Consider the following 24303-nt stretch of genomic DNA (forward strand, 5'->3'; position numbering starts at 1 on the left):
ACGCCAAACCACGTCCCCAACAGGCCACGCGGCAGGTGCCGGGCGGCCCCTCAGGCGTGGCCGCCGACCGAAGGCGTCCGCGCCTCCAGCGCTTCCAATTCGCGGGCAACCGCTTCAGGCGACTTGGTGTAAGGCGCAATCAACGCGTAGAACGCCGGCACCACGTACAGCGACAGCAGCGTGGACAACGACACACCGAAGATCACCACCACGCCGATAGTGGCGCGACTGGCCGACCCCGGGCCGCCGGCGACCACCAGCGGAACGGCACCGACCACCGTCGCAATCGACGTCATCAGGATCGGCCGCAGGCGCACCGAGGCCGATTCGACGATGGCCTGATGCACGCTGCGTCCCTCATCGCGCAACTGATTGGCGAATTCCACGATCAGGATGCCGTTCTTGGCCGCCAGTCCAACCAGCATGACGATGCCGATCTGACTGAACAGGTTGAGCGTGCCGCCGGTCACCCACAGCCCCACCAGCGCACCCAGCACCGCCAGCGGCACGGTGAGCATGATCACCAGCGGATGCGCGAAGCTTTCGAACTGCGCCGCCAGCACCAGGTAGACCACCAGCAAGGCCATGCCGAAGGTCAGCACCACGGCGCTGCCGGAACGTTGGTACTCGCGCGATTCGCCCTTCCAGTCCAGTTGCGCGTACTCGGGCAATTCCTCGCGCGCGACCTGTTGCGACCAGGCGATTGCCTCGCCCAGCGGATAGCCCGGCGCCAGGCCGGCGCTGATGGTGATGGCGCGCAGCCGGTTGAAGCGGTTCAAGGTGCCGGCTTCGGCCACCTCGCTGAGGGTGACCAGGTTGGACAGCGGAATCAGCTCGCCGCGCGTGGAGCGCACGCGGATGGCAGTGAGATCTTCCGGTGCCATGCGGCCCTCGCGTCCGGCCTGCAGCATGACGTCGTATTCCTCGCCGTTGTCGACGAAGGTGGTGACGCGGCGTGAGCCCATCATCGCTTCCAGCGCACCGCCGATCGCGGTGACCGGCACGCCCAGGTCGGCGGCGCGCAGGCGGTCGATGTTGACGCGCATCTGCGGCCGGGTTTCCTTGTAGTCGGAGTCCGGACCGACCAGGCCAGGGTTGGTCTCCATGCGCTGCAGGATGCGATCGCGCCACTGCGCGATCTCGGCGTAGTCCGGACCACCCAGCACCAGCTGGAACGGCTGGCCGCGGCTGCGCACCAGACCACCACTGACCTGGGTGCGGGCACGCACGCCGCTGAGCACGGCCAGTTTTTGCTGCACCTCGTCGGCCACCTCGGTGGTCGGCCGGGTGCGCTGTTCCCAGTCCTGCAGGAACACGCTGACGCGACCGGTATGCATTTCCTCGCTGCTGCCGAAGCCGCCAGGCACGCGTGGATTGGCGCGCACGATCGGCTTGCCGGGTCCGACATAGGGGCCAAGGATGCGCTCGACCTGGTGCATCTGCCCGACCGTGTAATCGAAGCCGGCGCCTTCCGGGCCGTCGATCAGGATCTGGAAATTGCCGCGATCCTCGGCCGGCGCCAGCTCGGAAGGAATGCGTCCGAGCAACCAGGCGCTCGCCGCCAGCGCGGCCAGCATCAAGCCGGCGAAGATCCAGCTGCGGTGCACGTGCCGCTCCAGCGAGCGACCATACGCGCGCGACACCGCCTCCATGCGGCCATTGAAGCAGGCGTGGAAGCGATTGGGCCGGGCGTGATCATGCGCACGCAGCAGCTTGGACGACATCATCGGCGTCAGCGTCAAGGCCACGAAGGCGGAGATCGCCACCGCCGCCGCCAGCGCCACCGCCAGCTCGCGGAACAGCCGGCCGGTATTGCCCTGCAAAAAGCCCACCGGCAGGAACACCGCCACCAGCACGGCGGTGGTGGCGATCACCGCGAACGCCACCTGCGCGGTGCCCCGCCGCGCCGCCACCAGCGGCGGCTCGCCCAGGTCGATGCGGCGCTGGATGTTTTCCACCACCACGATCGCATCGTCCACCACCAGGCCGATACACAGCACCAGCGCCAGCAGGGTCAGCAGGTTGATCGAGAAGTCGAAGGCGTACAGCGCGATGAAGGCGGCGATCAGGCACACCGGCACCGTCACTGCGGGAATCAAGGCGGCGCGCGCACTGCCCAGGAACACCCAGATCACCACCAGCACCAGCACCACCGCCTCGATCAGCGTGTGGTAGACCCGCTCCACCGCCGCGTCGATGAAGGTGGTGGTGTCGAAGGCGACGAAGATGTTGGTTCCCTTGGGCAAGGTCTTCTGGATGTCTTCGGCGCGCGCGCGCGCCTCGCGCGCTACGTCCAGCGCGTTGGCGGTGGAGTTGCGCACGATGCCCAGGCCGACGTTGGGCACGCCGTTGCTTTGGAAATAGGCGCGCCGCTCGGCCGAGGTCAACTCGACCCTGGCCACGTCGCCCAGCCGCACCACATAGCCACCCTCGCCCTTGCTCAACGGCAGCTTGGCGAAGTCTTCCGGCTTGAGATAGCTGCGCTCCACGCGCAAGGTGAAGTCGCGCTGCGCCGATTCGATGCTGCCGGCCGGCAGTTCGACGTTCTCGCTCTGCAGCGCGGCTTCGACGTCGGCCACGGTCAAGGCGCGCGCGGCCAACTGGTCGCGATCCAGCCAGATCCGCATCGCATAGCGCTGGCGTCCGCCAATGCGCACCTGCGCCACGCCATCCAGGCTGGAGAAGCGGTCCACCACGTAGCGCTCGGCGTAGTCGGACAGCTGCAGCGTATCCATCGAGCTGGAGCTCATGTTGAGCCACAGGATGGGATCGGCGTCGGCCTCCACCTTGGAGATTTCTGGTGGACGCGCCTGGTCGGGCATGCGGTCGGAGACGCGGCTGACTGCATCGCGCACATCGTTGGCGGCCGCTTCCACATCGCGCGTGGGGGCGAACTCGATGCTGATGTCCGAGGACCCATTGCGGCTGCGCGCCTCGATGGTCTCGATGCCTTCGATGCCGGCCAACGCATCCTCCAGCACCTGGGTGATGCGACTTTCCACCACCGCCGCCGAGGCACCGGTGTATTCGACATCCACCGAGACGATCGGTGGATCGATCGCCGGCAGCTCGCGCAAGGTGAGGCGGGTGAACGACATCACGCCCAGCACGATCAGCAACAGGCTCATCACCACCGCCAGCACCGGGCGGGTGATGGAGATGTCGGACAGTTTCATCGCGGCGCCTGCGCAGCGGCCGGCGCGCTGGGCTGGTCGGCCACCGTCAGGCCGGGGCGCAGCTTGCCGGTGCCATCGACGACGATGCGCTCGCCGGGCGTCACGCCCTCGAGGATCTCGACCTTGCCGTCGCGGCGCTCGCCCAGGCGCACATCGGCGCGCTCGACCGTGCGATCGGGCTTGACCCTGAACACGAAGGACTCACGGCCGACCTGCACCACCGCGATTTCCGGGATCACCACCGCCTGCCGCGCCGGCTGGAACAACCGCACGTCCAACAACATGCCCGGGCGCAGGCGGCGTTGGCCATTGGGAAAATCCGCGCGCACGGTGACCGAGCGGGTGCTCTCGTCGATGCGCGAATCGATCGCTGCCACCGTGCCCTCGAACTGTTCGCCGGGATAGGCCGCGGCAGTGCCACTGACCGCGTTGCCGAGCTGGACCAAGCCGAACTGCGACTCCGGCACCTGGAAGTCGACGTACATCCGCTCCACGTCGTCCAGGGTGGCAATCACCGTGCTGGAGGTGATCAGCGAGCCGGGGCTGACCTGGCGAATGCCGAGCACGCCGGAGAACGGCGCCCGCACCTCGCGGTCGGTGATCTCCGCACGCATCTGCTGCACCCGCGCCAGCGCCGCATCGCGCAGCGCGCGCTGGGTATCGACGGTGGATCTGGCCACCAACTGCTGGCCAAGCAGGCTCTGCTGACGCCGGAACAATTGTTCGGCCTCTTCGTAGGTCGCCTGCGCCGCAGTGAGCGCGGCCTGTTGCGAATTGCCGCGCAGCCGCAGCAGCAACTGCCCGGCCTTGACCTCGTCGCCGCTATCGAAATTGACCTGCTCGACCACGTCGCTGACGGCAGCGGTCAACGCCACCGATTCGCGCGCCCGCACCGTGGCGATCGATTGCACGGTGGAATTCCAGGGCTGGGTGGCAACCAGCTGCAGCGTGACGGGAACGGGCTTGGCGGCCGGCGGCGTACTGGCCTGGCGGTCGCAAGCGCACAGGGCGGCGGCCACGAGGAGCGCGGCGCCAAAGCGCGCGCTGGGTCGAACGAGCATCAGAGCATCCTGGCGAGGTACGACGGAAGTTTACCGACCCAGCCGCCACGAGGTGGGCGGAAAGGACGGCCTTCGCACCATGACCAAAGACCCTTGCCGTCGATGCCACGATGCGTTGGTCAGCGCTCCAGGCCGAGATACTCCAGCACCTGCCGCGCCAATGCCTCCACATTCTCACCATCGGCGTGAAGATGGATTTCCGGATCGGACGGCGCCTCATACGGCGAGTCGATGCCGGTGAAATTGGGAATCTGCCCCGCGCGCGCCTTGCGGTAAAGACCCTTGACGTCGCGTGCCTCGGCGACCGCGAGCGGCACATCGACGAAGACTTCCACGAACTCGCCTGGCGCGAAGCGCTCGCGCGCCAACTGGCGCTCGGCGCGGAACGGCGAGATGAAGCTGACCAGCACGATCAAGCCAGCGTCGGTCATCAGCCGCGCCACCTCGGCCACGCGGCGGATGTTCTCCACCCGGTCTTCGTCGGTGAAGCCGAGATCGCGGTTGAGCCCGTGGCGCACGTTGTCGCCGTCCAGCACGAAGGTGTGGTAACCGAGCGCATGCAGTCGCCGGTCGACCAGATTGGCGATGGTCGACTTGCCGGCGCCGGACAGTCCGGTGAACCAGAGCACGCGCGAGGCCTGCCCCTTGATGCGGGCGCGGGCTTCACGATCCACATCCAGGTGCTGCCAGTGCACATTGCCGGCACGGCGCAGCGCGAACTCCAGCGTACCGGCCCCCACAGTGGCATTGCTCTGGCGATCGATCAGGATGAAGCTGCCGAGCACGCGATTGCGCGCATACGGTGCGAATGCGATCGGCGCATCCAGCGCCAGGTTGCAATAGCCCACCTCGTTGAGTTCCAGCCGCTTGGCGGCCAATCGCTCCTGGGTGTTGACGTCGACCTTGTGCTTGATGTCGCTGACGCTGGCGGTGACCGTGCGCGTGCCGATCTTCAGCCAATAGGGACGGCCGGGCAGCAGCGCCGCATCGTCCATCCACAGCAGATGCGCGGCGAACTGGTCGGCGACTTCCGGCGGATCGTCGGCGGCGGCAATGACGTCGCCGCGACTGATGTCGATCTCTTCGTGCAGGGTCAGCGTGACCGGCTGACCTGCATGCGCCTGCGCAATCTCGCCATCGGCGCCCAGCACCTTCGCCACGCGCGCACGGCGCCCGGACGGCACCACCACCACCGCGTCGCCCGCACGCACCTGGCCAGCGACGATCGTGCCGGCGTAGCCGCGAAACTGCGAATCGGGCCGATTCACCCACTGCACCGGCAGCCGCAGGCCGCTGGCGGCCACGTCCGTCTCCAACTCCAACGCGTCCAGATGCTGCAATAGGGATGGCCCCTGGTACCACGGCATCTGGGTGGCGGGACTGGACAGATTTTCGCCAGCCAAGGCCGACAACGGGATGCATTGCACCTGCGAGATGCCCAACTGCACGGCCAGCGCGCGATAGCTGTCGGCGATGTCGGCAAACACCTGCGCGTCGTAGCCGACCAGGTCCATCTTGTTGACCGCCAGCACCACCTGACGGATGCCCAGCAGCGAGACGATATAGCTATGCCGTCGTGTCTGCGGCAGCAAGCCCTTGCGCGCGTCCACCAGCACCACGGCGACATCCGCCGTGGAAGCACCGGTGGCCATGTTGCGGGTGTACTGCTCGTGCCCCGGGCAATCGGCGACGATGTACTTGCGATGGTCGGTGTCGAAGTAGCGGTAAGCCACGTCGATGGTGATGCCTTGCTCGCGCTCGGCCGACAGCCCATCCATCAGCAAGGCGTAGTCGATGTTCTCGCCTTGCGTGCCATGCCGGCGACTGTCGCTCTCCAGCGCCGCCAACTGGTCGTCGAACAAGCGCTTGCTGTCGTAGAGCAAGCGCCCGATCAACGTGCTCTTGCCATCGTCGACGCTGCCGCAGGTGATGAAGCGCAGCAGCGGCTTGGATTCGTGTTGCTGGAGGTAGGTGGAGAGGAGCCGGGACTCGGGACCCGGGACCCGGGACCCGGGAGGATCAAGAGCCGAGGCGGTGGCACTGTTGTCGTTCGCTGTTCGGGACCCGGGAAGATCAAAGGCAGCAGCGACCTTGCGCTCGTCGCTGCTGCTTTCTTGGGAGGCGGAAGGATCAACCGCGATAGAAACATCCGCAGCGTCGTGGCGCGCTTCCCGGGACGCGGGTCCCGGGTCCCGCGTCCCGGAATCACCGTGCTTCTCCCGAGTCCCGCCTTGCTCTGCCGACCCATCGCGCATCAGAAATACCCCTCCAGCTTCTTCTGCTCCATCGACGCACCGGGCGCATGATCGATCATGCGGCCCTGACGCTCGGAACTGGTACTGACCAGCATTTCAGCGATCACCGCTTCCAGGGTGTCGGCGGTCGACTCGATCGCGCCGGTCAGCGGGTAGCAACCCAGGGTGCGGAAACGCACCGAGCGCAGTTGGGGGGTCTCGCCTGGCTGCAGCGGCAAGCGCTCGTCGTCGACCATGATCCAGGTGCCGTCGCGCGCTACCACCGGTCGCGGCGCGGCGAAGTACAGCGGCACCACCGGAATCGACTCGCGATAGATGTACAACCAGATGTCCAGCTCGGTCCAATTGGATAACGGGAACACCCGCACGCTCTCGCCAGGCGCGGTGCGCGCGTTGTAGAGATTCCACAGCTCCGGGCGCTGGTTCTTCGGATCCCAGCGATGATGCGCGTTGCGGAAGGAGAACACCCGCTCCTTGGCGCGTGATTTCTCCTCGTCGCGGCGGGCGCCACCGATCGCCGCATCGAACCCCCCTGCCTCCAGCGCCTGCTTCAGGCTCTGGGTCTTCATCACGTCGGTATGCACGGCCGCGCCGTGACTGATTGGCCCGATATTCTGGGCGACACCGTCGGGATTGATATGCACGCGTAGATCCACCCCGGTCTCGCGCGCGCGCCGATCGCGAAAGGCGATCATCTCGCGGAACTTCCAGCGCGTATCCACATGCAGCAACGGAATCGGTGGACGCGATGGCGCAAAGGCCTTCATCAGCAGATGCAGCAGCACCGAGCTGTCCTTGCCGACCGAATACAACAGCACCGGCGCACGAAATTCGGCGGCGACTTCGCGCAGGATATGGATGCTTTCGGCCTCCAGACGATCGAGATGGGACAACAGGTGCAGGCTCATCGAAAGCGGTCGCGACATGGGCGGCGGTCGTGCCGATGGTAAGGCAAGGCCGCGCAGTGTGGGTGTCTCAGGCGAGAGGCCGAAATAAGCGCCCGGCATAACGGGATAACGGCTGCTCCTTTCTGTGCATCGCGCGCGCTCCCTAGGATCGTCCCTCTATCCTCCTCTGCCTGGATCCGCATGACGTCCGCCAGCTCCACCGTGTCGCCCAGCCCCTTGCCCGACGAGCGCAAGGTCCTGCTGGAACGACTGGTCGACGGGCTGGACGCGGCTTCGCTGTGGTGGCTCTCCGGTTATACCGCAGGGCTGGCGTCCGGCCACCCGCCGCGCTCGCTGGCGGTGCTGCCTGGCGGTCAGGCCCAGAGTGCTGCGCAGGAACGCCAGCGCCTGACCGTGCTCTACGGCAGCCAGACCGGCAACGCCCGTCGCGAGGCCGAGCAACTGGCTGCCGATGCCGCCGCGGCCGGCCTGGACGTGCGCCTGCTGCGTGCCGATCACTACCCCACCCGCGAGCTGGCCAGCGAACGCCTGCTGTATGTGGTGATCAGCACCCAGGGCGAAGGCGACCCGCCGGACGATTCGCTCGGGCTGGTGGAATTTCTCGCCAGCCGGCGCGCGCCGCGGCTGCCGGAGCTCAAGTACGCCGTGCTGGGCCTGGGCGACTCCAGCTATGCGGATTTCTGCGGTATTGCCCGGCGCATCGATGCGCGCCTGGCCGAACTGGGTGGTCAGCGTCTGCAACCGCATGGCGAGGCGGATCTGGATATCGCCAGTGTGGCAGTGCCGTGGCGCGAGCAGGCCGTACGTCAGGCACGCGAGCAGCTGAAGAGCGCGCCGCCGTCGGCGACGGTGACCCCCCTGCGCAGCGGGCCGGCGGCGCCGGCCTGGTCGCACCAGCATCCCTTCGCGGCCGAGCTGTTGGCCAATCAGGTCATCAGCGGCCGCGACTTCAAAGGCCCGGGCTTCGGCCGCCATGGCAGCGCCGACAAGCGCGTGCGCCATCTGGAGTTTTCGCTGGACGGCAGCGGCCTGAGCTACGAGCCTGGCGATGCGCTGGGCGTGCGCCATCGCAATCCGGCCGCGTTGGTCGCGGCGGTGCTGGACGCCACGCGCCTGGATGGCGATGCCGAGGTCGGCGTGGGCGATCAGACCCTGCGCCTGTCCGACTGGCTGGCGCAGCATCGCGAACTGACCAAGCTGTCGCGCCCTTTCCTGGCAGCGCACGCCGAACGCGCCGGAGCCGATGCACTGCAGGCGCTGCTCACCCCGACCCAGACCGCCGGCCTGGCGGCGCTGCTGGCCGATCACCAAGTGATCGACGTGCTGCGCCGCTGGCCGGCGGATTGGGACCCCGATGGCCTGCTGGCCGCCCTGCGTCCGCTGACGCCTCGTCTGTATTCGATTGCCTCCAGCCGCAAGCGCGTCGGCGAGGAAGTCCATCTGACGGTGGATGAGCTGCGCTATCAGGCACATGGCCATGACCATCTGGGATCGGCCAGCGGCTTCCTGGCCGGGCTGAGCGAAGGCGACCGCGCCCCGGTCTACATCGAGCCGAACACCCGCTTCCGTGTGCCCACCGATCCGGATCGCGACATCCTGATGATCGGCCCAGGCACCGGCGTCGCACCGTTCCGCGCCTTCGTGCAGGAGCGCGCCGAGACCGGCGCGCGCGGGCGTAACTGGCTGTTCTTCGGCGCCCGCCATTTCAACACCGACTTCCTCTACCAGACCGAGTGGCAGCAAGCCCTGCAACGCGGCGAACTGCATGCGCTGGACTTGGCGTTCTCGCGCGACCAGGCCGACAAGGTCTACGTGCAGCATCGCCTGCGCGCGCGCGGCGCCGAGGTCTACGCCTGGCTGCGCGACGGCGCGCACCTGTATGTCTGTGGCGCGATCGGCATGGGCAAGGACGTGCACGCCGCCCTGCTGGACATCGTCGCCACGCAGGGCGGGCTGGATGCGGACGCCGCGGCCGGCTATCTCTCCACGCTGCAGCAGGAGGGGCGTTATGCACGCGATGTGTATTGAAGAGCCGGGACGCGGGACCCGGGGCCTGGGACCCGGGACAAGCAACGGCCGAAGCAGGTGTGGCGATGCGTGGCCAGGGACTGCATTGCCCTGCCGCTCCGGGACCCGGGTCCCGAGTCCCGGGTCCCGCCCCCTCTCCTCCTTCGCACTTCGCCAACTCCCATGACCCACTCCGTCGAAGACATCAAATCCCACAGCCGACGCCTGCGCGGATCGCTGGAGCAAAGCCTGGCCGATGCGGTGACCGGAGCCTTGCGCGAGGACGATCAAACGCTGATCAAGTACCACGGCAGCTATCAGCAGGACGACCGCGACCTGCGCGACGAACGTCGTCGGCAGAAGCTGGAGCCGGCCTATCAGTTCATGATCCGCACGCGCACGCCCGGTGGCGTGGTGTCGCCTGCGCAATGGCTGGCGCTGGATCGCATCGCCACGCGGTACGCCAATCATTCGCTGCGCATCACCACCCGCCAGGCATTCCAGTTCCATGGTGTGATCAAGCGCGAGCTCAAGGCCACCATGCAGGCGATCAATGCGAGCTTGATCGACACGCTTGCGGCGTGCGGCGATGTCAATCGCAATGTGCAGGTCGCTGCCAATCCGCTGCTGTCCTCGGCGCATGCCACGCTGTACGCCGATGCAGCGCGCGTGTCCGAGCATTTGCTGCCCAATACCCGCGCCTATTACGAGATCTGGCTGGACGAGACCCGCGTCGCCGGCTCCGGCAGCGAGGACGAGCCCATCTATGGCGAGCGCTATCTCCCACGCAAGTTCAAGATCGGCTTCGCCGTGCCGCCGCTCAACGACGTGGACGTGTTCGCCAACGACCTGGGCTTCATCGCCATCCTCGAGGACGGCGAATTGCTCGGCTACAACGTCAGCATCGGCGGCGGCATGGGGGCGAGCCATGGCGATGCAGAGACCTGGCCGCGCGTGGCCAATGTCATCGGCTTCATCGAGCGTGCGCAGTTGCTGACCGTGGCCACCGCGGTCGTCACCACCCAGCGCGACCTGGGCAATCGCGCGGTGCGCAAGCGCGCGCGGTTCAAGTACACCATCGACGACCACGGGTTGCCGGCCATTGTCGCGGAGATCGAACGCCGCGCCGGCATCGCGCTGCGGCCGGCGCGCCGCTTCGCCTTCGCCCACAACGGCGACCGCTATGGCTGGGTCGAAGGCGAGGATGGCCAGTGGCACCTGACCTTGTCGCTGCCGGCCGGCCGCATCGCCGATACCGACACCGCAGCGCACCTGAGCGGCTTGCGCGCGATCGCGCAGCTGCAGGTCGGGCAATTCCGCATGACCCCGAATCAGAATCTGGTCATCGCCGGGGTGGCGGCCGAGCAGCGCGCGCGCATCGACGCGCTGGTCGCCGAGTATGCGTTGGACGTCGGCAATCGCGCACCCACGGCGCTGGCGCGCGGCGCCATGGCCTGCGTGGCCTTGCCGACCTGCGGGCTGGCGATGGCCGAGGCCGAGCGCTATCTGCCCGACTTCACCGCCGCGCTGCAACCGATCCTGCAACGCCACGGCCTGGCGGAGACACCGATCGTGCTGCGCGTGTCCGGTTGCCCCAATGGCTGCTCGCGCCCGTACCTGGCCGAGATCGCGCTGGTCGGCAAGGCGCCTGGGCGCTACAACCTGATGCTGGGTGGCGACCGCCGCGGCCAGCGGCTGAATACCTTGCATCGCGAAAACATCGGCGAAGCCGACATCCTCGCCACGCTCGAGCCGCTGCTGGCGCGCTATGCCAGCGAACGCGATCGCGCGGCCGATGAAGGCTTCGGCGACTTCCTGCATCGCAGCGGCGTGATCGCGCTGCCGCCCTATCCCACCCACCGCCAACTGGATCTGGAACTGCTCGCATGACCGCGCTCCCTGCCATCGCCCCCGCTGCCGCCACGCTGGACGACCTGGATGCGCTCAATGCCTATCTGGAAACCTGCCCGGCCGATGCGCGCGTGGCCTGGGCGCTGGAACATGGCCCGCAGCAGGCCGCACTGTCCTCCAGCTTTGGCGCGCAGTCGGCGGTGACCTTGCACTTGCTGACCCGGCAACGTCCGGATATCCCGGTCATCCTGATCGATACCGGCTACCTGTTCCCGGAGACCTATCGCTTCGCCGATGCGCTGACCGAGCGCTTGAACCTCAACCTCAAGGTCTATCGTCCTTCGGTCAGCCGCGCCTGGATGGAGGCGCGCCATGGCCGGCTGTGGGAGCAAGGCATGGTCGGCATCGACCAGTACAACAATCTGCGCAAGGTCGAACCGATGCGGCGGGCGCTGGATGAGCTGCAGGTCGGTACCTGGTTCACTGGCCTGCGACGCAGCCAGTCCAGCGGGCGGGCGCAGACGCCGGTGGTACAGCGGCGCGGCGAACGCTACAAGATCAGCCCGATCGCCGACTGGAGCGACCGCGATGTCTGGCAATACCTACAGGCACACGACCTGCCTTACCACCCGCTGTGGGAGCAGGGCTATGTCTCGATCGGCGATTTCCACACCACGCGTCGCTGGGAACCAGGCATGCGCGAGGAAGACACCCGCTTCTTCGGCTTGAAGCGCGAATGCGGGATCCACGAGGACATCTGAAGCAAGCCGCTGCGCCGCCCTCTCGCATTGCCGGCGCCTGCATCGAGGTGGCCTTCGTGCGTCGTTGGGTCGGTAAAACCCGGTGTCGCTGTTACACCCATCGGGTCCGGCACGGGCGCAACTGCGCTCCGCGCCGCTAGCGCCAACGGCGACCAGGCCGCGCACTCCTCCCATCGGCGCCCCACCGCGCGGCGGCCGCAACACGTCTGCGCGCCTTGCGCGCCAACCGATCCGCGCGCCAATCGCCGACCTCGCTTTCATGCCTTGCCGTGGCGCACACCTGATGAGGGCTCGCTTGCCCTATGCTTGGCTGTCTCCCTTGGTCCCACCGCGCATGAGCACCTCCCTGTCCACTCCAGCGGCCGAATCCTTGCCCTGCGCACCCAAGCATCCTGGCGAAGTCCTGCGCCTGCAGGCCCTGCGCAGCTACGGCATCCTGGACACCCCGCGCGAGGCGGCGTTCGAGGACATCACCCGCCTGGCCTCGATCATCTGCGAGACCCCGATTGCCTTGATCAGCCTGGTCGATGCCGAACGCCAATGGTTCAAGAGCGAACGTGGCATGGGCGAGCAGGAAACGCCGTTGTTCATGTCGATGTGCGCGCACGCCCTGCTGGACAACGATGTGCTGGTGGTGCCCGATACCCGCCAGGACGCACGTTTCGCCCGCAATCCACTGGTGACTGGCGAGGCGCCGCTGTATTTCTACGCAGGCGCCTTGTTGAAGACACCCGATGGCCTGCCGCTGGGCACGGTGTGCGTGCTGGACCGGCAACCACGGCAGCTCAGCGACGATCAGGTCGACGCGTTGCGTGCGTTGGCCCGCCAGACGATGACCCAGCTGGAATTGCGCCGGGCCTTGCTGATCGCCGAGGAATCGGACCGCTATCGCAGTCGCTTGATGGCCATTGCCGGCCACGATCTGAAGACGCCCTTGCGCACGGCCGCCTATGCCATCGACAAGATGCGCCGCCACGCCAACGTGGACGCCGTACCGACCCTGGTGACGGCGCGCGAGGCGATCGGCCAGGTCGCACGCCATCTCGACGAACTGGCGACGCTGGCGGCGGCCAGCAAGGACAGCACGCCCGACCTGCGGCCGCTGTCGCTGGAGGACGTGGTGCACGCGGTGCTTGGCGTCTGGCGTCAGCCGGCGCTGGACAAGGGGCTGTCGCTGCGCCATGTCCCCACCTCGCTGCGGGTGCGCAGCCACCCCACGCTACTGACCACGCTGATCGGCAATCTGGTCGGCAACGCGGTCAAGTACACCCAACGGGGCAGCGTGCTGGTGGGCTGCCGACGGCGGGACGGACACGCGGTGCTGCAGATCATCGACAGCGGGATCGGCTTGAATCTCGCCCAGCCGGACCAGGTGTTCCAGGCATTTCGCCAGGCCGATCCGAACAGCGACGGCCTGGGCATCGGCCTATGGATCGTCCACCGCACTGCCGAGACCTTGAACTGCCAGGTGGAAGTGCGCACACGCCCCGGTGGCGGCACTGCCTTCGCGGTGAGCATCCCGCTGGCCTGAGCACAGGCAAAAAAAAAGCGGATCCGGGCTCCCCTCCCGGATCCGCCGCCAAGCATGTCGGACCTCTCCCCAGGGATCCGACTGCGCCGGCCGCCAGCCATGCGCGCTGCGCAGGCGAAACGACAGCGCCAGCAACCTGTCACGACATCTTCGAACAGACCGTCGCTGCCATGCCGCTGCGGCGTCGGCCTTGCGCCGTCCACCCCTAGACGTCCGGAGGTGTCGCGCCATGGCTGCTGTATAGGTTTACGACTGCCGCTGGGGCAACTTGATCCACGCGGATGTCCTGGCGACCGGTCCCCCGACAGCTGTCAGGACAATCACCGACAAAGGGATGCGCACAGCGACGAGACCCAGTAAGTAACCCACTGGAAAACAACGGATTTCCGCCAATGATTTGATGCGCCGCAACACTCCGTCGTCGAGTGCGCTTGGCCTGGTTTACCGACGCTTGCGAGCGGCCTGGACAACGTAAAGGCACCGCTTTCCGGCAGCGGCCATCGCTCGGCGCGGGCGGGCAGGCCGCCGTGCGCCGGGCGACGACGCTCAGCTGGTGATGGTCTGGGTCAGCGCTTCCCAGGTCGGCGGCAGCGGCCAGTCGGGCGCCTGATTGCCGTCGAGCACGCGCCGCAGGTCGCGCTTGTCGATCTGCGGCGCCAGCACGTTGACCAGATCCAACGCGTAGTCGCGCAACACCCGGTCGCGCGGCAGCACCGCCCAGGCCACGCAATCGGCGATCGGGGCCGGCGCCGGCCAGGCCCGCAGGTCCTCGTCGTTGGCGCTGACGGCCATCTCCGCCAGCAGCCCGACGCCGAGTCCGGCGCGCACATAGGTCTTGATCAGATCCGCATCCAGTGCGGTCAACGCGATGCTCGGCTCCAGACCGACCTGCGCGAACGCGCGCTGCAGCGAGGAGCCCGGCCGCGTCGACGATTCATAGCTGATCAGTGGATGCCGGGACAGCGCCTGCATGTCCGGCACCGTCCGCGCCTGGTCCAGTGCATGCCCACGCGGCACGATCACCAACCGGCGCCAGCGGTACAACGGCACCGCGATGCCCGCACTCGGTTCGCCACCGGCAGTGCTGACCACGGCGATATCGGCATCGCCCTGGCTGAGCAGGTCCAGCGCCGCACTCTCGGCAGCCTGCTGCAGGTGCACGCTGACCTGCGGGTAGGCCTGCTTGATCTGTGCCACCGCCGGCGGCAGCACGAAGCGCGCCTGGGTATGGGTGGTGGTCAGGGTCAGCTGGCCCTGGCTTTCGCGCCGCTGATTGGCCGCGTAGGTGCGGATGTTGTTGGCCTCGGCCAACACTGCCCGCGCACGCTCGATCACCTCCACGCCGGCCGGTGTCACCGCATCCAGGCTGCGGCCCTTGCGGACGAACAACAGAAAGCCGAGTTCGTCTTCCAGCTGCTTGAGCTGCTTGGACAGGCCCGGCTGGGTCGCATGCACGCGCGCCGCGGCCAAGGTGATGTTGAGCTCGGCATCGGCGATGGCGACCAGATAACGGAGTTGGGTCAGCGTCATGGGCAGATTCCAAGCGCGCGAAGCGTCACGCAGGTCTCGACTGTAGAGCAGTTGGGACAGCCAGCTTATAACCGAACGCTATTTTCTGGACGCATGAAGTCATTTCCGGAGGCTATAAGGCGGCATTACGGTCTGGCCTTTCCCGCGACCTTCTTGCCCGTGGCTTCCTTGTTCCCGCTCCTCGCCGACCTGCATGGCCGCGCCGTCCTGGTGGTCGGTGGCGGCGCCGATGCCGAACGCACGACCGCGCACCTGCTGCAGGCCGGCGCGCTGCCGCTGGTCGGTGCTCCTACGCTCACCCCGGGCTTGCGGCGATGGGCCCAGAATGGCCAACTGCGATGGCTGGTCGGCGATTTCGATCCGGCCTGGCTGCGCTTGCCCGATCAACCGATCTGGCTCACCATCGCCGCCAGCGAAGTCCCCGCGCGCAACGCCGCCCTGCGCGATGCCGCCGCGGCACAACGCCTGCTGACCCATTCGGCCGCGGCGAGCGCGACCCCCAAGCTGCCGGCCGACACCACGCAGACCGGTGTCGGCGCGCTGCGGGCGGGCATGGTGGCGCTGGTCGGCGCCGGCCCAGGCGACCCCGGGCTGCTGACCCGGCATGCGCTGCGTGCGCTGCGACACGCCGATGTGATCCTGCACGATCGCCTGGTCAGCCCGCAGGTCCTGCAACTGGCCCGTCGCCACGCGCAGCTGATCGACGTGGGCAAGGCGGCGCAAGGCCACAGCACGCGCCAGGAGCAGATCCACGCGCTGCTGCACCAGCATGCGTTGGCAGGTCGCCGGGTCGTGCGCCTGAAGGGGGGCGATCCGTTCGTGTTCGGGCGCGGCGGCGAGGAGCTGGAATTCCTGCGCGCGCACGGCATCGCGGTGCAGGTGATCCCCGGCATCACCGCCGCCATCGCCTGCGCGGCCTATGCCGGCATTCCGCTGACCCATCGCGAGCATGCGCAGTCGGTGCGCCTGGCGACCGCGCACTGCAAGGCATCGCTGGATACCCTGGACTGGCAGGCACTCGCACAGGAACGCCAGACCCTGGCGCTGTACATGGGTGTGGGCGAGCTGGACACGATCCAGCAGCGCTTGCTGCAGGCCGGACGTGCGGCGTCGACGCCGTTCGCGCTGGTGGAAAACGGCTCGCGGCCGCAACAGCGCGTGATCAGCGGCCGCCTGGACCAGCTGGCGACCAGCGCACGGACGCACGCGGTGCGGGCACCGGCGCTGCTGCTGCTGGGCGAGGTCGCCGCACTCTCCGCTTCCCTGCATTGGTTCGGGTCCGCACCGCTGGCAGACCCGAGCCCGCACTCACCGCCCGCAACGCCCGCTGCGCCCACACTGGCGCACGCCGCCTGATTCCCCCGGAGACTTTCCATGGCCCTGTACGACAACATCCTCGACACCATCGGCCGCACCCCGGTGGTCAAGCTCCACCGCCTGCCGCCGGAGCACGTCACCCTCTATGTCAAGGTGGAGGCGTTCAATCCGGGGGGCTCGGTGAAGGATCGCCTGGCACTGGCGATCATCCTCGACGCCGAGCAACGCGGCCTGCTCAAGCCCGGCGACACGATCGTGGAGGCCACGTCCGGCAATACCGGCGTGGCGCTGGCGATGGTAGCCGCTGCGCGCGGCTACAAGTTCGTCGCCACCATGGTCGAGACCTTCTCGATCGAGCGGCGCAAGCTGATGCGTGCCTACGGTGCCAAGGTGATCCTGACCCCGGCCGCCGAGCGCGGCAGCGGCATGGTGCGCAAGGCCAAGGAGCTGGCCGAACAGCACGGCTGGTTCCTGGCCAGCCAGTTCGCCAACCCGGCCAATCCCGCCTATCACCGCAACACGACCGCCGCCGAGATCCTGCGCGACTTTGCCGGCCACCGGCTGGATCACTTCGTCACCGGCTGGGGCACCGGCGGCACGCTCACTGGCGTTGGCGAGGTGCTGCGGCTGGCGCGGCCGGAAGTGCGCATTACTGCCTCCGAGCCGGCCGGCGCCGCCTTGCTGCAAGGGCAGGAATGGAAGCCGCACAAGATCCAGGGCTGGACCCCGGATTTCGTGCCGGAGGTGCTCAACCGGGCAGCCGCGCACGAGGTGCTCAGCGTCGAAGACAGCGACGCGATCGGCGTGGCCCGCCAGCTGGCCGCCGAAGAAGGCATCTTCACCGGCATCTCCGGCGGCGCCACCGTGGCCACCGCTCTGCGTGTGGCCCGTAGCGCCGAGCCGGGCGCCGTGCTGCTGGCGATGCTGCCGGACACCGGCGAGCGCTACTTCTCCACCCCGCTGTTCGCCGACATCAACGAAGGCTCGGACGACGACTGGCTGGCGGGACTGCCCTGACCGCACGCCGTCCGGTGATCGTCAGCAGGCACCTGTAGCGCCACCGCGGCACAGGTGCCCCAGGCGAGGTGAACCGCGCGGCTCCCGCAGATGTCAAGAAAACGTTAGGATGGCGGTCCTGCAGGGAGGACCGTGGTGAGTAACCAGCCGTACGGACACAGCGACAGCCGCGACGCACGCGCGCCTTGGCTGGTGAAGATGACCTCGCCCGCTCATTTCGCGCTTGCCCTGGCGTTTGGCGCCTGGCTGCAGGCCGCACTGGAACTGCCGCTGCCCGCGCCCGCCACCTTGGCCCTGATCGAACTGGCCGGCGGCCTGATCGCCTGTGCCGGGCTGGCCCTGGCGGTCAGCTGTTTTGTGCTGTTCGCCCGCCGCCGCACCACCATCATGCCCAGCGGCCACCCGTCGCAACTGGTGATCGAAGGCCCCTACCGCTTCACCCGCAACCCGATGTATCTGGCACTGGTGCTGAGCTATGTCGGGCTCTGCCTGCAACTGGGCCTACCATGGGCGCTCTTGCTGCTGCCGATGCCGTGGCTGGCCCTGCAGTGCTACGTCATTCCATTCGAAGAACAACGCCTGCAGTGCGAGTTCGGCCGGCAATACCACAGCTACTGCAGCCGCGTCCGCCGCTGGCTCTGAACGGCGCCGCTGGCTCCGAATAGCTAGGCCCGCGCGGCCGACCCGCACGCGCCTCGGCGCCGACCACGATCCCGGCGGCTGCGCAATTGCTGCAGCCAGAGACATCGACGCGGCAATGGCCCCTGCTGCTGCCGGCGCGAGCGATCCAACGCCGATGTCGACCTGCGCCTCACGTCAGCCACGTCAGCATGCGCCATCGCGCCTTGGCTCCCGCGTCGCGCCCCATCCATGTCGCCAACCGTCTCAGCGCATGAGATGAATGCACGCTAGCGTGTGTCGACCAGAGCGTGTCCCCCATCACACGTCCATCATGCACGTCCCATAAAGATCGCCCTATGAAAATCGAAGTCTGGCAAGGCGACATCACCGAACTCGACGTCGACGTCATCGTCAACGCCGCCAACGAATCGCTACTGGGTGGAGGCGGCGTCGACGGCGCCATCCACCGCGCCGCCGGCCCCGAATTGCTTGCGGCCTGCAAGGCGCTGCCGGAGGTCCGTCCGGGCGTGCGTTGCCCGACCGGCGAAATCCGCGTCACGCCTGGATTCGCGCTGAAGGCGCGCCATGTCTTCCACACCGTCGGGCCGGTATGGCGCGACGGCAAGCACAACGAACCAGAGCAATTGGCCAACTGCTATTGGCAGTCGCTGAAGCTGGCCGAGCAGATGCTGCTGCACTCGATCGCGTTCCCGGCCATCAGCTGCGGCATCTATGGTTATCCGCTGCACCAGGCTGCACGGATCGCGGTGACCGAGACGCGCGATTGGCAGCGCTCGCACAAAGTGCCCAAGCACATCGTGCTGGTGGCCTACAACGACGCGACCTACAAGGCCTACCAACAGGCCCTGGCGACGCAGGAACCGGCAGTGGCCTGACGCATCCGATCCAGCGTCCAAACGAAGACAGGCGCCCATGGGCGCCTGTCTTCGTTTGGCGACTGCGGTGACAGGAACCGGCACGCGGCCGGTTCCTGCGAGCTGTCGCTCAGCCCTTCCACTTGCCCAGCGCAGCCAGGCCATTTTCCTTGGCGCGGTCGTAGATGACCTGTTGCGCCTTGGCGAAGTTGCCGGCCATGTCCTGCGACCACAGCTTCAGCGCAGCCTGCTGCATGGCGCGGCCGTAGGAGAAGCTCAGCGGCCAGGGCAGATTGCCGAGCTGGTTCATCGCGTTGAGATGGGCGGTGGATTGCTCGTCGGTCTGGCCGCCGGACAGGAACACGATGCCCGGCAGGATCGCCGGCACTGTCGACTTCAGGCACATCACGGTCGACTCGGCGACTTCTTCCACACCGGCCTGGTCGGGGCATCCCTTGCCCGAGATCACCATCGATGCCTTCAGGATGGTGCCTTCGAGCACCACGTTCTGCTCGTAGAGCGCGCCGAACAGCGAACGCAACGTGGCCTCGGTGACTTCGTAGCAGGTCTCGATGTCATGGTCCCCGTCCATGATCACTTCCGGCTCCACCATCGGCACCAGGCCCTGCTCCTGGCACAGCGCCGCATAGCGTGCCAGCGCATGCGCATTGGCCTCGATGCAGGTGCCGGACGGGATGTCTTCGCCGATGTTGATGACCGCGCGCCACTTGGCGAAGCGTGCGCCCAGGGTGTAGTACTCCTCCAGCCGCGCGCGCAGGCCGTCGAGGCCTTCGGTGACCAGTTCGCCCGGCATGCCGGCCAGCGGCTGTGCGCCCTTGTCGACCTTGATGCCCGGGATGATGCCGTGCTCGGTCATGTACTGGGCGAACGGCACGCCGTTCTTGGTCTTCTGACGAATGGTCTCGTCGAACAGGATGGCGCCGGAGATGTAGTCGCTCAGCTTGGGCGTGGTCAGCAACAACTCGCGGTATGCGCGACGGTTCTCTTCGATGTTCTCGATGCCGACGCCAGCGAAGCGCTTGGCGATGGTGCTGGTGGACTCGTCGATGGCGATGATGCCCTTGCCTGGGGCGACCATGGCCTGGGCGGTTTCGGCAAGCTGTTCGATGCTCATGTAGTTCCTGTGTCAGCAACGGGGGAGACGGAAAGTATAGCGACGAAAGTTGTAGACATTCCTTCACGGAATGGCTGCAACCGGTTACACGCGCCGGCATTGCGAGGATGTGTGGCCGGATGCGCAATGGTGTCGGCAAGCGCCTCCAGCAAGTGACGCCACGGCTGCGATGCGTTGCTGGCGATGCCATCGCTCCGCCATTGCATGGCGCGGAAGGCGGCAGTATCGGCAGCGCCTCGGTTACCGGCCTGCGGGTCTGCATCTGCCGCGCGATCGCGGTCGCGCCGGCGCGTTGCACGCCGACCAACGCGGCCACAGCAACGACCGCGATGCCGGCGCTGATGGCAGAACGGCGGCCAAGGCCGCCGTTCATACGATGCCGAGAGCTCGACGCGCCGAGTCGGCGCACCGCTGGCAGCGATCAGAGTTCGCCCAATCCGCTGGCGCGCCCGTCCTCGCCGACTTCCAGCAAGCGCAGCGTGTTGGTCGCGCCATGGGTCTCCATGTGCTCGCCGCTGGTGAACACCACGCGGTCGCCCGGACCCATGCGTTCGTTCTCCACCAGCAGGCGGATGGCCGCACGTGCGGCTTCGCGCGGCGTCAGCCCGCGGCTGTCGAAGCTGATCGGGAACACGCCGCGCATCATCGCCATGTGGCGACGCGCACCATCGTGACGGGTGAAGGCATAGATCGGCATGTTGGAGCGGAACCGCGACAGGAAGCGCGGCGTGCCGCCGGACTCGGTCAATGCCACCACGCCACCCAGGCCGATGTGCTCGGACAGGAACATGGTCGCCATGGCGATCGCCTGATCGGCACGCTGCAGATTGCGTTGCGCCGCTTCGAAATCGGTATCGAACTCGAACTGGTGTTCGGCACCCAGACAGATACGCGCCATCGCTTCGACCGCACGCACCGGATAGGCGCCGGCGGCGGTTTCGGCCGACAGCATCACCGCATCGGTGCCGTCGATGACGGCGTTGGCCACGTCGAGCACTTCAGCGCGGGTGGGGATCGGGCTTTCGACCATCGACTGCAGCATCTGCGTGGCGGTGATCACCACTTTGTTCTGCGCCAGCGACTCCTTGATGATTTTCTTCTGCAGGCCCGGCAATTCGGCATCACCGATCTCCACGCCCAGATCGCCACGCGCCACCATCACCACGTCGGAGGCCTCGACGATTTCGACCAGGTTCTCGATCGCCTCGGTACGTTCGATCTTGGACACCAGCGCGGCATCGCAACCGTGCTGCTGGGCAATGCGGCGCGCGTCGTTCATGTCTTCGGCATTACGGCAGAACGACACGGCGATGAAATCGACGCCGATCTTGGCGACGATGCCGATCAGCTCCTTGTCGCGCTCGGTCAGCGCGCCCAGCGACAGGCCGCCGCCTTGCTTGTTGAGACCCTTGCGGTCGGACAGCACGCCATCGTTGAGCACGCTGGTGACGATGCGCTCGCCCTGCACTTCGACGACCTTCAACTGCATCAGGCCGTCGTCGAGCAGCAGCACATCGCCCGGCGCCACGTCCTGCGGCAGACCCAGGTAGCTCACCCCGACCTGGGTCTTGTCGCCGGCCGGCGCATTGGGATCGGCCACCAGATCGAAACGATCACCGATGGACAGGTTGACCTTGCCCTCGACGAAACGCTCGATGCGGATCTTCGGGCCCGGCAGGTCGGCCAGGATGCCGACCTCGGCGCCGACGCGCGCAGCAGCGGCGCGCACTTCGGCAGCGCGCTTGGCCTGGCCGGAGGGATCGCCGTGGCTGAAATTGAGGCGCACCACGTTGACGCCCGCCTTGAACAAGGCATCCAGCACGCCCGGCGGATCGGTCGCCGGTCCGAGCGTGGCGAGGATCTTGGTGCGGCGTTGACGTTCTTTCATGGTGGCCTCCCTGTAAAACCGCAAAAATTAACACACGCATCACAGCGCGAGGATGGCATTGCGGCATAGCCGCCCTCGGCTTACGGCATGTCCTACAGACAATGCGGGACAGTATGTCCGTCAACACGCGTCCTTGCAGGACACGCGCCGATCGTCACCCTAGCGCGCGAATCGTGAAGACCCGTGCGCTCACTGCGCAAGCAGACTGCGCAGTTCGTCCGGCGTGCGCGCGATGGCGCCCGCGCCTGCCTCGCGCAGTTCGGTCTCGTCGCCGAAGCCCCACAGCACACCAATGCTGGCGATGCCGTGGTGATTGGCCCCGTCGATATCCATGCGACGGTCGCCAATCATCGTGCAGCCGGCCTTGTCGATCGCCAGCCGTCGCAGCGCCTCGGCGATCAGGTCGGGCTTGAAGCGTCGTGCGCCGTCTTCGCTGGCCCCGATGACCTCGGCAAAACACGCGCCGAACGGCAGGTGCTCGACGATGCGGCGGGCATAGCGTTCGTTCTTGGACGTCACCACCGCAAGCGGATGGCCGGTACGGTGCAGCCCGGTGATCAGCGCGCCGATGCCATCGAACACGCGCAGCTCGGTCCAGCCCACTGCGTCGTAGCGCGTGCGATACGCCTCCAGCAGGCGCTGCACCAACGCAGGATCGTCGGGAAAACGGGCGGCGAAGCTATCGCGCAGTGGCGGGCCGATCCAGCTGCGCAAGGTCTGCGGCGTCGGTCGCGGCTGCCCCTCGCTATCGAAGGCATGCACGATGCTGGCGACGATGCCTTGCTCGGAGTCGACCAGCGTGCCGTCGAGATCGAAGAACAGCGGCGCGGCGGTCACTGCCCGCGCGCCTGAAGCGCGGCCACTGCCGGCAAGGTCTTGCCTTCGAGGAATTCCAGGAAGGCGCCGCCGCCGGTGGAAATATAGCTGACCTGCTCGGCAATGCCGTATTTGTCCACTGCCGCCAGGGTGTCGCCGCCACCGGCGATCGAGAAGGCCTTGGAGGCAGCAATCGCATGCGCCAGGGTCTCGGTGCCCTTGCTGAAGGAGGTGAACTCGAACACACCGACCGGGCCGTTCCACACCACCGTGCCGGCCTGCGCGATCAGCGCCGCGTACCGCTCGGCCGTCTGCGGTCCGATATCCAGGATCAGATCGTCCGCCTCGACCTGGTCCAGCGACTTCACCGTCGCCTCGGCATCGGGCAGGAACTGCTTGGCCACCACGACGTCGGTGGGCAACGGAATCTCCGCACCGCGCGTCCTGGCGTCGGCGACGATCTGATTGGCGGTGGCGATCAGGTCCGGCTCGTGCAGCGACTTGCCCACGCCATGTCCGGCGGCGGCGATAAAGGTATTGGCGATGCCGCCGCCGACGATCAACTGGTCCACCTTGTTCACCAGGTTGGACAACAGCTCCAGCTTGGTCGACACCTTGCTGCCCGCCACGATCGCCAGCAAGGGCTTGGCCGGGTTGTCCAGCGCCTTGGCCAGCGCATCCAGCTCGGCCATCAACAGCGGGCCACCGGCGGCGACCGGCGCGAAGCGGATCACGCCATGGGTCGAGGCCTGCGCGCGATGGGCGGTGCCGAAGGCATCCATCACGAACACATCGCACAACGCGGCGTATTTGCGCGCCAGCGTCTCATCGTCCTTGCCCTCGCCGACGTTCATGCGGCAGTTTTCCAGCAGCACCACCTGGCCAGGCGCGACGTCCACGCCGTCGACCCAGTCGCGCACCAGCGGCACGTCCACGCCCAGCAGTGCCGTCAGCCGCGCGGCCACCGGCGCCAGCGAATCCTCCTCGGACCAGCTGCCTTCCTTCGGCCGCCCCAGGTGCGAGGTGACCATCACCGCCGCGCCCTTTTCCAGCGCCAGCTTCAGGGTGGGCACCGAGGCGGTGATGCGCTGCTCGGAGGTGATCTTGCCGCCGTCGATCGGCACGTTCAGATCCTGGCGGATCAGCACGCGCTTGCCGGAGAGGTCGAGGTCGGTCATGCGAACGATGGACATGGGCTCAGCTCACTAGTCGTGGAGTGGACAAGGGGACAGCACGCCGGCACGCGGACATCGCCGCGCCGGCCGGCGGCCAGGAAGATGGAAAACGGGAGAATGACAAGACACGCCGGCCTGCAGCGCGGCGCACGCGGGAAGGAGGCGACCACGTCGCTGGCGACGACCCAACTGCGCAGCGCCGCGGTGGCGGCGAATGCTGGCGAGCGGTCGGTCGAGCACGACGGGCAATGCGGCTGCCTTGGCGACGGGGGATCGCCATTGTCCGATCTTCGCGCCGCAGCGGCAAACCGCCCAGCCTGCGCCGCGCGCCTGGACGTCGGCGGCAGCGCGACACAGCGATAGCGCTGCAGGACGCTCA

The 24303-nt window shown here is 67.4% G+C and carries 16 protein-coding genes and 1 pseudogene; 8 read left to right on the plus strand and 9 right to left on the minus strand.

The annotated features are described in order from the left end of the window. Positions 1-50: 50 nt before the first annotated feature. The 4 genes and pseudogenes from CKY51_RS11355 to cysD form a co-directional block, all read right to left on the minus strand. Positions 51-3176 carry an efflux RND transporter permease subunit gene (locus CKY51_RS11355; protein WP_022970895.1) on the minus strand — a complete coding sequence of 1042 codons (3126 nt, stop codon included), beginning with the start codon at positions 3174-3176 and terminating at the stop codon, positions 51-53. Further along, positions 3173-4237 carry an efflux RND transporter periplasmic adaptor subunit gene (locus CKY51_RS11360; protein WP_022970894.1) on the minus strand — a complete coding sequence of 355 codons (1065 nt, stop codon included), beginning with the start codon at positions 4235-4237 and terminating at the stop codon, positions 3173-3175. Before CKY51_RS11360 ends, CKY51_RS11355 begins: the two co-directional genes overlap by 4 nt. A 119-nt stretch (positions 4238-4356) precedes the next feature. Continuing rightward, positions 4357-6255 (minus strand): annotated as a pseudogene (gene cysN / locus CKY51_RS11365) (sulfate adenylyltransferase subunit CysN); the annotation flags it as partial. 236 nt (positions 6256-6491) lie between these two features. Next, entirely contained in the window at positions 6492-7400 is a 909-nt protein-coding gene (gene cysD / locus CKY51_RS11370) for a sulfate adenylyltransferase subunit CysD (RefSeq protein WP_022970892.1), read from the minus strand. A gap of 180 nt (positions 7401-7580) precedes the next feature. On the opposite strand from cysD, the gene CKY51_RS11375 reads away from it, so the two are divergent. From CKY51_RS11375 to CKY51_RS11390, 4 genes are all read left to right on the plus strand, one after another. Continuing rightward, complete coding sequence (locus CKY51_RS11375) at positions 7581-9428, plus strand: assimilatory sulfite reductase (NADPH) flavoprotein subunit (protein ID WP_022970891.1); 1848 nt, start codon at positions 7581-7583, stop codon at positions 9426-9428. 162 nt (positions 9429-9590) lie between these two features. Next, entirely contained in the window at positions 9591-11297 is a 1707-nt protein-coding gene (gene cysI / locus CKY51_RS11380; protein WP_022970890.1) for an assimilatory sulfite reductase (NADPH) hemoprotein subunit, read from the plus strand. Beyond that, complete coding sequence (locus CKY51_RS11385; RefSeq protein WP_152249242.1) at positions 11294-12019, plus strand: phosphoadenylyl-sulfate reductase; 726 nt, start codon at positions 11294-11296, stop codon at positions 12017-12019. The genes cysI and CKY51_RS11385 overlap by 4 nt, the downstream gene beginning before the upstream one ends. 334 nt (positions 12020-12353) lie before the next feature. Continuing rightward, the gene (locus CKY51_RS11390) at positions 12354-13550 is read left to right on the plus strand and encodes a sensor histidine kinase (protein ID WP_022970888.1); all 1197 of its coding nucleotides are present in this window, start codon (positions 12354-12356) and stop codon (positions 13548-13550) included. Positions 13551-14096: 546 nt separating this feature from the next. On the opposite strand, the gene CKY51_RS11395 is transcribed toward CKY51_RS11390, so the two are convergent. Then, entirely contained in the window at positions 14097-15080 is a 984-nt protein-coding gene (locus tag CKY51_RS11395; protein ID WP_022970887.1) for a LysR family transcriptional regulator, read from the minus strand. Between the two features lie 159 nt (positions 15081-15239). On the opposite strand from CKY51_RS11395, the gene cobA reads away from it, so the two are divergent. The 4 genes from cobA to CKY51_RS11415 all read left to right on the plus strand — a co-directional run bounded on the left by cobA (position 15240) and on the right by CKY51_RS11415 (position 18931). Beyond that, positions 15240-16436, plus strand: a complete 1197-nt coding sequence (gene cobA, locus CKY51_RS11400) for a uroporphyrinogen-III C-methyltransferase (protein WP_081641313.1) — start codon at positions 15240-15242, stop codon at positions 16434-16436. Positions 16437-16454: 18 nt separating this feature from the next. After that, positions 16455-17414, plus strand: a complete 960-nt coding sequence (cysK, locus tag CKY51_RS11405) for a cysteine synthase A (protein WP_022970885.1) — start codon at positions 16455-16457, stop codon at positions 17412-17414. Between the two features lie 135 nt (positions 17415-17549). Then, entirely contained in the window at positions 17550-18056 is a 507-nt protein-coding gene (locus CKY51_RS11410; protein WP_031338482.1) for a methyltransferase family protein, read from the plus strand. 335 nt (positions 18057-18391) lie between these two features. After that, positions 18392-18931, plus strand: a complete 540-nt coding sequence (locus tag CKY51_RS11415; RefSeq protein WP_022970883.1) for an O-acetyl-ADP-ribose deacetylase — start codon at positions 18392-18394, stop codon at positions 18929-18931. Between the two features lie 109 nt (positions 18932-19040). On the opposite strand, the gene CKY51_RS11420 is transcribed toward CKY51_RS11415, so the two are convergent. From CKY51_RS11420 to CKY51_RS11440, 4 genes are all read right to left on the minus strand, one after another. Then, positions 19041-20045, minus strand: coding sequence for a class I fructose-bisphosphate aldolase (locus CKY51_RS11420; protein ID WP_022970882.1), 1005 nt, complete (start codon positions 20043-20045; stop codon positions 19041-19043). A gap of 421 nt (positions 20046-20466) precedes the next feature. Beyond that, positions 20467-21933 (minus strand): pyruvate kinase, encoded by a 1467-nt coding sequence (gene pyk, locus CKY51_RS11430; protein WP_022970881.1) that lies wholly within the window; start codon positions 21931-21933, stop codon positions 20467-20469. 189 nt (positions 21934-22122) lie between these two features. Then, positions 22123-22770, minus strand: coding sequence for an HAD family hydrolase (locus CKY51_RS11435; RefSeq protein ID WP_022970880.1), 648 nt, complete (start codon positions 22768-22770; stop codon positions 22123-22125). After that, complete coding sequence (locus CKY51_RS11440) at positions 22767-23942, minus strand: phosphoglycerate kinase (RefSeq protein ID WP_022970879.1); 1176 nt, start codon at positions 23940-23942, stop codon at positions 22767-22769. Before CKY51_RS11440 ends, CKY51_RS11435 begins: the two co-directional genes overlap by 4 nt. Positions 23943-24303 lie beyond the last annotated feature (361 nt).

Source organism: Xanthomonas maliensis (assembly GCF_009192945.1).
In the GTDB taxonomy this organism is placed as follows: domain Bacteria; phylum Pseudomonadota; class Gammaproteobacteria; order Xanthomonadales; family Xanthomonadaceae; genus Xanthomonas; species Xanthomonas maliensis.